The 12,368-nt window shown below is 58.4% G+C and carries 12 protein-coding genes; 5 read left to right on the forward strand and 7 right to left on the reverse strand.

Translation table 11 applies throughout. From position 1 onward, the window contains the following. Positions 1-82: 82 nt before the first annotated feature. The 4 genes from Enr8_RS09435 to Enr8_RS09450 all read left to right on the forward strand — a co-directional run bounded on the left by Enr8_RS09435 (position 83) and on the right by Enr8_RS09450 (position 4,522). A complete protein-coding gene (locus tag Enr8_RS09435; RefSeq protein ID WP_146430783.1) occupies positions 83-1,756 on the forward strand; it encodes a sigma-70 family RNA polymerase sigma factor in 1,674 nt (557 codons plus the stop codon). 304 nt (positions 1,757-2,060) lie between these two features. Next, a complete protein-coding gene (locus tag Enr8_RS09440; RefSeq protein ID WP_146430785.1) occupies positions 2,061-2,771 on the forward strand; it encodes a zinc ribbon domain-containing protein in 711 nt (236 codons plus the stop codon). Between the two features lie 173 nt (positions 2,772-2,944). Further along, positions 2,945-3,427, forward strand: coding sequence for a transcription elongation factor GreA (greA, locus tag Enr8_RS09445; protein ID WP_186767599.1), 483 nt, complete (start codon positions 2,945-2,947; stop codon positions 3,425-3,427). Positions 3,428-3,859: 432 nt separating this feature from the next. Next, on the forward strand, positions 3,860-4,522 hold the full coding sequence (locus Enr8_RS09450) for a hypothetical protein (RefSeq protein ID WP_146430789.1): 663 nt from the start codon (positions 3,860-3,862) through the stop codon (positions 4,520-4,522). 63 nt (positions 4,523-4,585) lie between these two features. Here the strand turns inward: Enr8_RS09450 and Enr8_RS09455 are convergent, their stop codons facing one another. From Enr8_RS09455 to Enr8_RS09465, 3 genes are read right to left on the reverse strand one after another with little or no spacing between them, the layout of a single operon-like run. Beyond that, a complete protein-coding gene (locus Enr8_RS09455) occupies positions 4,586-4,888 on the reverse strand; it encodes a DUF167 domain-containing protein (protein WP_146430791.1) in 303 nt (100 codons plus the stop codon). 2 nt (positions 4,889-4,890) lie between these two features. Beyond that, positions 4,891-5,589 (reverse strand): YggS family pyridoxal phosphate-dependent enzyme, encoded by a 699-nt coding sequence (locus Enr8_RS09460; RefSeq protein ID WP_146430793.1) that lies wholly within the window; start codon positions 5,587-5,589, stop codon positions 4,891-4,893. Positions 5,590-5,602: 13 nt separating this feature from the next. Beyond that, positions 5,603-7,423 carry a hypothetical protein gene (locus Enr8_RS09465; protein ID WP_146430796.1) on the reverse strand — a complete coding sequence of 607 codons (1,821 nt, stop codon included), beginning with the start codon at positions 7,421-7,423 and terminating at the stop codon, positions 5,603-5,605. A gap of 129 nt (positions 7,424-7,552) precedes the next feature. On the opposite strand from Enr8_RS09465, the gene Enr8_RS09470 reads away from it, so the two are divergent. Continuing rightward, a complete protein-coding gene (locus Enr8_RS09470; RefSeq protein ID WP_146430798.1) occupies positions 7,553-8,383 on the forward strand; it encodes a YdjY domain-containing protein in 831 nt (276 codons plus the stop codon). A gap of 222 nt (positions 8,384-8,605) precedes the next feature. On the opposite strand, the gene Enr8_RS09475 is transcribed toward Enr8_RS09470, so the two are convergent. From Enr8_RS09475 to Enr8_RS09490, 4 genes are all read right to left on the reverse strand, one after another. Continuing rightward, positions 8,606-9,100 (reverse strand): hypothetical protein, encoded by a 495-nt coding sequence (locus Enr8_RS09475; protein WP_146430800.1) that lies wholly within the window; start codon positions 9,098-9,100, stop codon positions 8,606-8,608. Between the two features lie 38 nt (positions 9,101-9,138). Beyond that, the gene (gene hemQ, locus Enr8_RS09480; RefSeq protein WP_146430802.1) at positions 9,139-9,981 is read right to left on the reverse strand and encodes a hydrogen peroxide-dependent heme synthase; all 843 of its coding nucleotides are present in this window, start codon (positions 9,979-9,981) and stop codon (positions 9,139-9,141) included. A 317-nt stretch (positions 9,982-10,298) separates the two neighbouring features. Continuing rightward, positions 10,299-10,757 carry a hypothetical protein gene (locus Enr8_RS09485; RefSeq protein WP_146430804.1) on the reverse strand — a complete coding sequence of 153 codons (459 nt, stop codon included), beginning with the start codon at positions 10,755-10,757 and terminating at the stop codon, positions 10,299-10,301. A gap of 27 nt (positions 10,758-10,784) precedes the next feature. Beyond that, the gene (locus tag Enr8_RS09490; protein WP_146430806.1) at positions 10,785-12,329 is read right to left on the reverse strand and encodes a SpoVR family protein; all 1,545 of its coding nucleotides are present in this window, start codon (positions 12,327-12,329) and stop codon (positions 10,785-10,787) included. Between the last annotated feature and the right edge of the window lie 39 nt (positions 12,330-12,368).

The following is a 12,368-nucleotide window of genomic DNA, read 5'->3' on the forward strand; positions in this document are numbered from 1 at the left end:
GCACTGCCTGTTGAATCGGCGCCCGCACGCTCTTTCGACGGCTTACAATCGGATGAACTTGAAAGGCAAGGAGGCTTTTCACGTGGAATTCTGTGATCAGGAATTGATTGCGCTCATGGAGCGCGGCAAGACCCAGGGTTATCTCACCTACGACGAAGTCAACAACTACCTCCCCGACGAGGCGTCCACTCCGGAGAAGCTCGACAAGCTTCTGACCGAGCTGGAGCACAAGGGAATCGAGCTGGTCACGACCGCTCCGGAAGACGACTTTGACGACGCCCCCACCTCTCGCGCGCCGTCGGCCCAGGAATTTCGCGAAGCGCTGGAAGACGAAGAAGGGACCGAAACCTTCGTCCCGGAAGAAATCTCCAAGGCGAATGACGATCCGATTCGGATGTATCTGTCGCAGATGGCCTCGATCCCGCTGTTGTCGCGTGACGAGGAAATCGCCCTGGCCAAGAAGATCGAAATCACTCGCAAGCAGTTCCGCCGCTCGGTGTTGGCCTGCGATTTTGCGATGCGGACGACGGTCGAAATTTTGACCAAGGTCCACAAAGGCGAATTGCCGTTTGATCGCACGATCAAAGTGTCGCTGACCGAACAGCTGACCAAAGAGCAGATTCAGGCCCGCATGCCGCACAACCTGAAGACGCTGAATCACCTGCTGGAGCAAAACCAGCGCGACTTCAAGATCCTGCTTCGCAAGTCGACCTCACGCGAAGATCGCATCGCCGCCAAGCGTCGCTTCATGCGTCGTCGCCAGAAGTGCCTGCAGTTGGTCGAGGAGATGAGCCTGCGTACGCGTCGCGTGCTGCCGGTGATGAAACAACTGGAGGACTTCGCCGATCGGATGGAGCAAATCCGCCGCCGCCTGGACGCGATCGAAGATCAATCGGCCTTCAAAGACGAACGCGCCAACTTGCGTCAAGAACTTCGCGACCTGATGATCCTAACGCTGGAAAGCCCCCGCGGTTTGCGTCAGCGTTGCGAACGTTATCGCAAGCAGTTCGACGAATACGAACGGGTGAAGCGTCAACTGTCGAGCGGCAACCTGCGGTTGGTCGTTTCGATCGCCAAGAAGTACCGCAATCGCGGCTTGAGCTTCCTCGACCTGATTCAGGAAGGGAACACCGGCCTGATGCGGGCGGTCGACAAGTACGAATATCGTCGCGGCTTCAAGTTCTCGACCTACGCCACGTGGTGGATTCGCCAGGCGATCACCCGGGCGATCGCCGATCAGGCTCGCACGATCCGCATTCCGGTTCACATGATCGACGTGCTGTCGAAACTGCGGAACGTGCAGAAGCGTCTGCTGCAAGAACTCCGTCGCGAACCGACGATGGACGAAATCGCCCGTCGCTCGGAGATCGACATCGAAGAAGTTCGCCGCGTGATGGACATTGGCCGTCAGCCGGTCAGTCTCGATCGCCCGATTGGCGAAAGCGAAGACAGCAGCTTTGGCGAATTCATCGAAGACAGCCACGAAGAAACGCCGATCCGCAGCGCCACCAATCAGATCCTGCGTGATCGGATTCAAGGTCTGCTGAAGACGCTGACCTATCGCGAGCGGGAAATCATCAAGCTTCGCTACGGTCTGGGGGATGGCTACACGTACACCCTGGAAGAAGTGGGGCGGATCTTCAAGGTGACCCGCGAACGCGTCCGCCAAATCGAGGCCAAGGCGGTTCGCAAGCTGCAACATCCAGTTCGCAGCCAACAGCTGGAAGGCTTTTTGGCCGGCGCCGCGGCCGAATAGTCGCGCCACCAATCCCCGCTGGAACTTGAAATTTCGCAAAGCCGCCTGGTGAAGCCGGGCGGCTTTTTTACGCGCTCTGGTATTCGGGGTTTGGGGGGAATGTTAGCATTAACAGTCCGTTGATTTTCTCGACGGACTGCGTGATCGCAGGGATGCGATCCCAAAATAGCGACGTAAGTCGTTATTTTGCGAGCCGCGAAGAGCTATGCTCTGAGCCTGGCGAGGTTGGAAAATGCCACGAGGGCATTTTCCAACAGGCAGTTAAGCGTGTGGTTTCATTTCCCGTGCGAGGTTTCCGTCAATGGTGGCGAAAGAATTTGGCGAAACGCTGGCGCGACTCCATCGCATCCACCAGCAACTGTCTGAGCTCCGCTCCCGTCTGGCGCGCGGTCCAGCGAGGGTCTCGGTCACCCGGCAAAAACTGACCGCGATCGAAGCCAATTTGGCCGCGACCAAAGACGCCATTCAGAAGACCAAGCTGACCGCCGACCGCAAACAGCTTCAGCTGAAAGAAAGCGAAGCGAAGATCGTCAACACGCAAGGGAAGTTGAACGAGGCGAAAACCAACGAGGAATACCAGATCCTCAAAGATCAGATCGCCGCGGCCGAAATGGCCAACAGCGTCTTGGCCGACGAGGTTCTCGAAGCGCTCGAGAAGATCGACCAACTGACCGAGCAGGCCGAGAGCGAAAAGCTGAACGTCGCCGCCGGCGAAGCCGAGCTGAAAAAAGTTCAGGACGCCGCCGACGCCGAACGGGAAGTGCTGGAAGGGGAAGTCGCCGTCGCCCAAGCGCAACTGGCCGAGGTCGAGCAAAAGTTGCCGCCCGAAGTTCGCACCGATTATCAACGGCTCTCCAAAGCACGCGGCGAAGACGCCTTGGCGATGGTCGACGGAGAAGAGTGCGGTCAGTGTTACGTCTCGATGCGTCCCCAGGCGTACCAGGACTTGCTGATGGGGCGGATCGTTTACTGCTCCTCTTGCGGAGCGATGCTCTACCTTCAGCCTGGAGAATAGGGCGAAATTGGCAAGGGCCGCTCCCTGGCCTGCCAAACAGCGTGGATTCGTGAAGCTCTCTTTACACTTCCCGCTGGACTACCAATAATGGGGAAAACTGCAACCAAGCGGCGACCATCCTTTGGGGAGGGTCGCATTTTTTTTTCAGCTGCGGGAGAGTTCTAATGTCGAGCATGGCAGATCGCAATCCGATGTCGAGAAAAGGCTTTGATAAGCTCAAAGCGGATCTCGAACATCTCGAAACGGTCGAGATGCCTCGCATCACCGAAAAAGTCGCCGCCGCGCGTGAAGAAGGCGACCTCAAGGAGAACGCCGAGTATCACGGCGCACGCGAATCGCAAGGCATGATTCAGGCGAAGATCAACGCCATCAAGTCCAAGCTCTCCCGCGCTTACATCATCGATCCCGCGTCGATCGACCAATCGACCGTCGGCTTCTTCGCCACCATCACCGTCGAAGACCTCGACCTGGATGAAGAAGAAACCTACACCTTGGTCGGCAACGGCGAAGAGGACTTCATGAATAACAAGATCCTCATCGACAGCCCGATGGCCCAAAGTCTGCTCGGCCATAAGGTGGGCGACGTCGTCGAGATTCAGGCTCCCAAGGGCGCCTACGAACTGAAGATCTTGAAGATCGTCTACGACTTCGACTAACTGCCTGTTGAAAAATGCCCTCGTGGCATTTTCCAACCTCGCCAGGCTCAGAGCGTAGCTCTTCGCGGCTCGCGAAATAACGACTTACGTCGCTATTTTGGGATCGCATCCCTGCGATCCAGCAGCCCGTTGAGAAAATCAACGGACTGGTAAGCGGGCCTTCGTCCACCTGACCAAATCATAACGCCGCTGGGAATTTTTCAGCGGCGTTTTTGCATGCGCTTGGGTCTCGCGGCGAACAGCGGCATTCTGAGGCAGTTGGCGGCTCATTCCGACAAATTCCGCAAAATGACGCGCCCGTCCGCTTCAAGCGCGCCCTAAATAGGTGCTATGATTTGAAAATTGTCGGCAAGATATCGTCCCTTGTGGCGAATGGATCCTTGTTCCGATACGAGCCCCACACAAAATCAAGACTTCAGGGAGAAGCGACGCATGGCGACAGGAGAAGCACCACAAAAGAGCGGCGGCAGCGCCGTACCGAAAGTACTGCTTGGATGTTTGGTAGCGATTATCGTCCTGGTTGTCATCGCTTGCGGCGTCGGCTACTACGTGCTGTCGAACCTCAAGTCGATGGGCGTTGACCTGGTCGCTGGCGTCGCGACGCAAGCCATCGACGATTCGCAACTTCCCGAAGACCAGAAGGTCGGCTTGAAAGAACAGATCGATCGCGTCGCGACCGGCTACAAGTCGGGCGAGATCAGCGACGAACAGTTCGGCAGGATCTTCGAGAACCTGCAAGATTCGCCCGTCATCTCCGCCATTCCGGTGATGGTTATCCAATCGAGCTACATCCAGAACTCGGGCCTGACCGACGAAGAGAAAGCGGACGCCAAGAAGACGCTCGATCGCGCCGCTCATGGCTTGTTTGAGAAGACGATCACCATGGAAGAGCTTGACCCGGCCATGGAAAATGTCGCCACGCGTGACGCCGAAGGGGATTGGGAAATCAAACAGAACGTCACCGATGAAGAGCTGAAGGCGTTCATCACCGATACCAAAAAAGTTTGCGACGAACATGGCATTCCGGATGAAGACTTTCAGGTCGACATCGTCGCTGAACTGAAGAAAGCGATCGACGACGCGTTGGCCAAATAGCCGCAATCGATCGATCAAAGAAGCAATCGAAGGGGAGCCGCATGTCGGCTCCCCTTTTTTTGTTTAACCGGTTTGCAGCGCCGCGGCGATCTTTTCTCGCAGCTCGTCCATTTCAATACGCGCGACCAGCACCTTCTTCTGCCGACTGGTCAGTCCCGAGACGATCTCCAGCTGCGACTTGCGAAGCTTCAGCTGTTTGGAAAGCAACTGGACGATTGCTTTGTTCGCCTTGCCATCTTCTGGGGCGGCGGTGACCGAGACCTTGAGCGCCCCCTCCTGCTCTCCACGCAACTCGTTCTTCTTCGCGCCTGGCAGTGCGCGGACCGGCAGCAGAACGCCGTGATCGTGCGGCTGAAGATCAATCACCGCTAGATTCCCTCGAACAGCGATGAACCGACCCGAACCATCGTGGCCCCTTCGGCGATCGCCGCTTCAAAGTCGCCGCTCATCCCCATTGAGAGTTCGTCCAAAGCAACCTTATCCGGGGCGTTTTTCGCCAACGAATCGCGCAGCTCACGCAGCGCCGCAAAGTTCCGCCGGGCGACATCGACGCCACCCTCCCGCGCGGCCATCCCCATCAGTCCCTGAATCTCTAGTTGGGGTAGTTTCGCCGCCGCATCCAGCACTTTCGCCGCGTCGTCGGGGGCGATGCCGTGTTTCGCGTCGTCGCCCGAGATGTTGATTTCCAGCAAGATCGGCAGCGGGCGGTCAACGGCGGCGGCGCTAAGCGCTTCCAGCAATCGCAGACTGTCGCCGGAGTGGAGCAGCGAGGTGACCGGGGCGGTTCGTTTCGCCTTGTTGGTTTGCAGATGCCCGATCATGTGCCAGCGGACGTCGCGATCGGCGAACTCTTCCGCCCGCTGCCACAGTTGCTGCGGCCGGCTTTCGCCCAGATCGTGACAGCCGAGCTCGACCAGCGCCGCGGCGGTCTCGATCGCCGCGTATTTGGTCACGGCAATCAAGCGAACCTCTTCTGCAGCCCGGCCCGCTCGAGCTGCGGCGTCCGAAATCCGCAGCCGAATTTGCGTCAGGTTTTCTAACAGTCGCTGTTGCTGAGCCGCTTGCATGCCTGGTCCCGCTTTACTCCGACTCGGCGTGCTCGATTTCCAGCAAACGGGTCAGCCCTTCGTCGCCATCGTACCGCACAAGGACGCTTTCCGCAGTCAGGTTCACGCCCATGATGGTGCGGTTGGCGATCTCGGTGAAGGAGCGATACATCATCCAATTCGTCTCGCTCAGCTGGAACCGATATCCGACCGCAACTTCGCGCGATTGGATCTCCAGGTTCTCAGCGATGGTCAGCTGACGCCAGGTGTAATGCTTCAGTCGGCGGCTCCGCTTCAGATCGAACAGCAGCGGGGCGTGAAGGTTTTTCCCGTCGATCTTGAGCTGCAGGATCGGCTGACCTTCTTCGCGCTCAAAGCGGCCGCGGCTGGTGTCAATTCGCCACTCGGGCAGCGCCAGCGGCAGCACGCGACTCCACCCCTTCCCTTTCTTCAGATCGATCTCGCACGTCTCATCGGCGGTGGTCGTTTCAACTTCGCCGGCCAACGGCAACGGCAGTTCGTATTCGAGCTTGCCCGACGCGTCTTTGAGCAAAACGGCGTCGGCAACCAGCAAAAATTGATCTTCGCGCGCCAGAAAGAAAACCCGCTGCAGACGATGTCCGCCGCTCAAGGTAACTTCCAGCTCCAGGTAGTCGCCATCGTCGTCGGTCAGCCACCCCACCTGTTGCCACTCGTCTTTGCAGGCCAGCTCTTGACCGTCGAGCGAAATCCGCGGCTTCCACAAACCGGCCGCCAAGATCTCTCCTTCCGACGCCAATTCAACCCGAACGTCGTCTCCTGAATAGTCGATCGCGATCCGAGGACAACGCTTCGACCAGTCGGTCCGCAGCACAGCCAACTCCGACCATTCCGATTCGTACGACGATTCGCCCAGCGACCAGTCGGAAACGTCTTCTTTGGTCGACTTGCCGGGGAGCGCGAACTCGGCGATCTGCAAGTCTTCTTCGTCTTGCGCCACGTCGAGCGCCGTTTGGAACAGATGTTTCGAGTAGCGGCTGGCGATGCCGTCGGACAGCATCTGACTGCCGTCGGCCTGAGTCAGACGAATCGCCTGACGGACGGCCCACGAAAATTGCAGCGCCGCATCCTTGTGGATCTTCGCTTCTTTGATCTCTTTGGCCAGGACCAGCGAACGCGTCCAACAGGCGAGCAAACCGCGGAAGTTGGGCAGGTTGGCGACCGACGGCATCCCCTGCCCATCGAGCAAGTTGTCGATGCCGTCGCTGATCACCGCGGCCGACGGTTTGGCCAGCTCGGCACACGCTTTGATCTCCGGAAATTGATAGGCGAGCGTCAGCGGCAATTCGCCGGCGAGAAACTGCTCCGGCACGTGATCTTCAAAATTGGCGCCCAGCGCATCTTGAGCCGCTTGCTGCAGATGCGACAGCAGGCTCCACCAGGTCGCTTCGCTCAGCTTGCCAGCCAACTGCGGCAGCGCGTGCGCCCAAGCGAGCATTTCGATTCCCAGGTTCCGCTCGTCGGCCCGCTTACCGGCTTCGGCCAGCCAGAGGTCGGCGGTCGCTTGCCAATCTTGTTTGACCGACTTGCCGCGAGCCACTTTGCTTAACACTTCGACCCAGTCGAAGGTTCGCCCGTCGATCGACTCGTCGGGCAAATAGGCCCAGGCCAGCGGCGTTTCTTTCTTGCCGGAGACTAGCTCTTGCAGCGGCTGCGGCAGCTTTCGCTCGGTCAGGTAGTTGGCCCAGCTTTTCCAGTCGTCGAGCTTGCAGCGGCGGCGAAACTTCGCGGCGCAGACAGCCCACTTTTTGCCTTCGGCAACCGATTCTTCCGTGGCGACGCCCATCGAGTGGGTCGAGGCGGTTGACTGGATCATTTTCTCTTTGCGTCTTTCGTACTGGGAAACGAAATAGTGTCGACGTAGACCAAAACGCGGAACCGCATTATCTTAACAGTGTGCCATTTGATTGCCTTCCCCCTTCCGCTCAGAAATTGGGGCTTCGTCATGCGTACTTTCCACATCGCCGCCACCTGCCTCATTTTTTGGGGCGTCGTTTCCGTCGTTTCGGCCCAAAAAGAAGCGCCGGACGCCAAAGATCAACCCCCGGCCAAGTCGGAAGTCCGCAAACTGTCGGACCAGCATCCGATCTGGTTTGATCCCAGCCGCAAAATGGTGATCGCGGACGGGGAGATTTGCCTGCGGAAAGGGACGCTCGAAATGTTCGCCTGCCTGCAGGGAACCAAAGAGCATGAGTCGATCGTTTCGCTGCCGATCAAAGCGATGATGCTGCACGCCGGCCTCAACGCGATCGGTGCCGTCGAAGGGAAGCCGGTCAAGTTCTCGCCCAAGTTCTCGCCGGCGACCGGTGAAGAAATCGCAATCTATGTCCAGTGGAAGGACAATAATGGAAAGACGCAGATCGCCAACGCCAAAGACTGGATCCGCAAGTCGGGCGGCAAAGAGACCCTGCAGACCAACTGGGTCTTTGCCGGCAGCTACTTCTGGAAGGATGAACGGACCGGCGAAGAAGTTTACACCGCCGAAGGAGGCGATCTGGTCTGCGTCAGCAACTTCATGACGGCCACCCTGGACCTGCCGGTCGAAAGCAGCCAGGAAAACGCCAATCTAACCTTCGAGGCGTTCACCGATCGCATTCCCGAAGAAGGAACCAAGGTCCGGCTGTTCTTTGTGCCGAAGTTCAAAAAGGAAGGCGCCAAGCCGGCGATCGACGAAGATAACCCAATGCCGATCGAAAAGCCGACCCCGATGCCGATGGAAGAGGCGAAGGACAAACCGGCCCCCGTCGCCCCGCCCGCCGAATCGGATAAAGAGTAACCCAAGCACCAACTGGTTAGCCCAGGTAGCTCCCGCTACCTGGGCCGACGAAGTCCGCTGGAAGCATCCATCCGCGGCTCGATCTTCAGCGGCGGAAGTCTCACTCGAACTAGAGCGGTTTTCTTCAATCTGTAGCGTTCTGGCTGGTTGCGCCCGCGCTGGTCGGCGTTGACCAGCTTGCCTCACCGGCGCCAGAAACGATACCGCTATCAGAAAAACGCTCTAGCCGATTTGGATGCCCAACACGCTGGCAAAGATCCAGGTGATCACCCCCAGGATCATCAGAAAGACGCTGGCCGTGGCGATCGCGCCGAAGATCATCGCCGTGCGAGTTCGAATCCTGCCGCTGTTGTCCATCGCGCCGACTTTCATCGCTTTCAGATCGCCGCGGGCCAACAGCCAGGCGGGCGCCCCAAACAGCAGCCCCAAGAATGGCTGCACGATGAGCAACAGCACGCGATCTTCCGGCAAGAAGAACGCCATCACCAGCGGCGTGATCGACGTGACGAGGCCCACCAGTCCCAGCAGCAGCAATAATCCGCCGCGATGCCCGACCGTCACTTCGTAGTCGCCGGCGCGGTACGTTTCGCCAGCGGCGAACGTCGACTCGGCCTCCACCTTGGGATCATGGCGTTCGGCAAACGGGTTGGCCTCCCCTTCGCCCAAAGCGGGACGAGCGACATCGGAAAGTCGCAGCGGACGATTGTCTTTGGCCATCACGTTCGCCTTATGCGCGGAACAGCGCCCCGTCCCGATTAACGGACGTGGCAATGATTCAGCATCTCTTCCGCCGTGCTGACATAGCTGGTGTAGAACGGTCCGAACTCGGCATAGCGGGCGCTCGCTTCGTCAAACCGCATTTTGTAGACGATCTCTTTCAGGTATTCCGGATTGCGGGCCCACAAGGTGACGCCCCATTCCCAGTCGTCCAGGCCGACGCTGACCGTGATCAACTGCGATACCCGGCCGGCGAACTGCATGCCGCTTTGGGCATGCTCGGCCATCAGCGAGTTCCGCTCGCTAAAGGGAAGCGTGAACCAGTTCTCGCCGACCTTTCGCTTTTTGTTCATCGGATAGAAGCAAGTCGCCGGCCACTGCGGGAACTCCGGCGTCAGCCGCTGCTTGCGCATCATCGGCTCGCGCTGACGGTAGGCGTTGACCTTGGCTTCGTACGCTTCGCTGCCGGCGACTTCGCCGTCGCGGACCAGCCGCTCGCCATACTGCTCAACCGACGGGACGTATTCCGAAACTTCCGACATCGAGACGAACGAGTAGGTCGCTTGAGTCGCCGGTCCCAGCGTCGAGGCGAGAACTGCCTGGTGGATCGAGTCGATCTTCAACGGATCGGGATCCATCATCATCACGCCGAAATCGGCCTTGTGGCCGCTGACGATCGACGTCTGCAGCCGCTCGACGAGCCCTTCGTCCGGATTCAAGATCGTGATCAGCTCGGCTCGGCCCGCTTCCATCTCGTCGGCGTCAAACGCTCCGAGAATCGCCCGATCGAACGAATAGTAGAAGTGTGCGCAATGCCACCCTTCGGTCGGGACAATCGATGGCGGCGGGGGAGGCGTTTGACCTGGGCGACCGTGACTCATGCGAAAACAGCTTTGCTAGAAGACAGGATGCAGTTCAAGACGACCTCCAAATCGTAGCAAATCGCACGCCTCTTCAGAAGTAGATGCCCTGCTTGATGATCCAAGCGATGGAACACGGAGGGCACGGCCAGAGGCACGGAATACACGGTAAGAAGACAACCGAATAGTCCCGATTAACCGTTGCAGACAGTCCGATTTACGGCATTTTTCTGAATTTGGCTCGACTGCGTTGAATACCAACCACCGCCTTCCCGCTTCTGACCGCGTCTCTTCGAGTTCTTCAGCCGTGGCCTCCGTGTCCCATTCCTCTCTGAATCTTACTCGCCAGCCAGGCTATCCAGATCGCGGGCCAAACGTTCGACCACGTCGCGGGTCATGCGCAGTGGGGCTGACTCGCGGGTCTGTTTCGGGGCGGCCTTGTAGCGCTGCAGGTCGAAACCGTCTGGCCGGGCCCACCCTTCGTAATAGCTTCGCTCGTCTTCGGACTGGTGCGGTTTGTCCGAGCGGAGCAGGATCGACTCGGCCTCGACCTCAATCACCTCGAGCGGTTCGAGCAGATAGTGGACGCGGTCTTTCAGCTTGCCGGCCAGTTGTTGGCCCGACTCGCCGCTGACGTTCCAGTCTTGGTTGGGCGCGTAGTGGGCGCCGCTGGCCGAAACGCCGACCGCTTCGACCGACGCGTCGCGCAAGCGGAGCTTGCCGCCGGGTAACGTAATATCAAGATCGCGCGGCTTGGCGCCGTGGGCGTCGAGTTGGTTTTGAATCGATTGCGACATGGTTTTGCCCTTCCGGATCGAGCGAGACTATTCGTCCTCGAGCGCGATCACTTTTTCGTCGGTTTTCTTGATCTCATGGTTCGTTCCGTCGAACGAGACGATCGTCACGTGGTCGTCCAGGACCGTTTCAATATGAACCGGTCGCCGCCAGAGCGCAAACAGGTTCTTGAGGGTGTCATGGGCGTAGTTCAGCTTTAGCTCCACTCCATTGAAACGATGCTGCAAATAAAGTTCGTTGCGATTCTTGTAGTTTCCGTCCTTCACATAGATTTCGGGCCGTCCCATATTGGTCAGGCTGAACAGCAACTGCCGCTTGACTTTGGGAAACTCGCGGCTTTCGATCTCGTAGTAGTCGGCGTGCTTGTTGTAGCCGAACTGAAACAGCTTGTTCTGGCGGCAAAAGTCGAGCGTCAAGAATTCATCGATGAAGGTCAGGTCGTTATGAATCTGGCGAACCTCGAAGATCTTTTCGCGGCCCAGGCCCAACTGCTTGTCCCAATCGGCCCGCTCGCGCATGTCGTCGCAGTCGTCGTACTCTTGACCAAAGCAACCGCGATTCCAGCGATCTTCGACGTCGCGGATCAGCTCTAGCCCCAGCTTGTACGGATTCAGTCGCGAGGGACTGGTCGCCAGCGTACCGGAGGTGTGGTCGGCGTAGCTGATCACTTCCGAGGCGTTCAGACCGTGCCGCGTCATGATGGTCGAGTGCCAATAGGTGGCCCAACCTTCGTTCATGATCTTGGTCTGCCCTTGCGGAGCGAAATAGTACGCCTCGTCACGGACGATCGACAATACGTCGAGCTGCCACTGCTTCAATGGTGCGTATTGCAGCAGAAACAGCATGACGTCTTTCATCGGCTCAGCCGGGGCGTGGATCGCCTTGGTCTCACGAACCTCGGCCAGGTCGTCGTCGAGCCGCGGCTTGGGATTGATGAACGACTCCATGTATCCCTTGGCCGGTAGTCGCCGTGACGGGGGAAGCTCGGCTTCGCCCGCGTCGGTCGGCGACTTGAACTGACTTGATTCGTCCGGGGCATAGCGGCGGATGAAGGGCGAATGGATGTCGATCAGGTCTTCGATGCTGAGGCAGTTGTCAATGAAGCTCTCGACCTCTTCGACGCCAAATCGATCCATATAGCGGCGAATCCGATTGCCGTGGTTCGCCATGTTATCGATCATCTTGCGATTGGTCTGGCTGAACCAATAGTTGCACTTGAAAAAGTCGCAGTGCCCGTAAACGTGCGCCATCACCAGTTTGTGATCGGCGTACTCGTTGCTGGACAGCAAGTAGGCGTAGCAGGGATCGTTGTTGATCACCAGTTCGTAAATCTTCTGCAGCCCATAGTGATAGCCGCGCGATAGCTTCTCGTACTCCATCCCGAAACGCCAATGCGGATAGCGAGTTGGGAATCCGCCATACGCCGCGATCGCGTTGAGCTGGTCGACATTGACCAGCTCAAAGATGGTCGGGAAAAAGTCGAGCCCATACCCGGCGGCATATTCTTCCATCTCCAGCTGGACGTCGACCAGCTCGGCCGGAAGATTCGCAAAGGTCCGATTGGTAATGGGCATGATCGATCTGTCTCCCTACGGTGAATTCCGCGCGTCGCC

Source organism: Blastopirellula retiformator, from assembly GCF_007859755.1.
GTDB lineage: Bacteria > Planctomycetota > Planctomycetia > Pirellulales > Pirellulaceae > Blastopirellula > Blastopirellula retiformator.

What these genes read in the sequence shown, in the direction of transcription:
- Enr8_RS09450 (WP_146430789.1), top strand. Translation starts at nt 3,860, where the DNA reads ATGGCGACAGGAGAAGCACCACAAAAGAGCGGCGGCAGCGCCGTACCG.
- Enr8_RS09485 (WP_146430804.1), bottom strand. Translation starts at nt 10,757, where the DNA reads ATGTCGCAATCGATTCAAAACCAACTCGACGCCCACGGCGCCAAGCCG.
- Enr8_RS09470 (WP_146430798.1), top strand. Translation starts at nt 7,553, where the DNA reads ATGCGTACTTTCCACATCGCCGCCACCTGCCTCATTTTTTGGGGCGTC.
- greA (WP_186767599.1), top strand. Translation starts at nt 2,945, where the DNA reads ATGGCAGATCGCAATCCGATGTCGAGAAAAGGCTTTGATAAGCTCAAA.
- Enr8_RS09490 (WP_146430806.1), bottom strand. Translation starts at nt 12,329, where the DNA reads ATGCCCATTACCAATCGGACCTTTGCGAATCTTCCGGCCGAGCTGGTC.
- Enr8_RS09475 (WP_146430800.1), bottom strand. Translation starts at nt 9,100, where the DNA reads ATGGCCAAAGACAATCGTCCGCTGCGACTTTCCGATGTCGCTCGTCCC.
- hemQ (WP_146430802.1), bottom strand. Translation starts at nt 9,981, where the DNA reads ATGAGTCACGGTCGCCCAGGTCAAACGCCTCCCCCGCCGCCATCGATT.
- Enr8_RS09465 (WP_146430796.1), bottom strand. Translation starts at nt 7,423, where the DNA reads ATGATCCAGTCAACCGCCTCGACCCACTCGATGGGCGTCGCCACGGAA.
- Enr8_RS09460 (WP_146430793.1), bottom strand. Translation starts at nt 5,589, where the DNA reads ATGCAAGCGGCTCAGCAACAGCGACTGTTAGAAAACCTGACGCAAATT.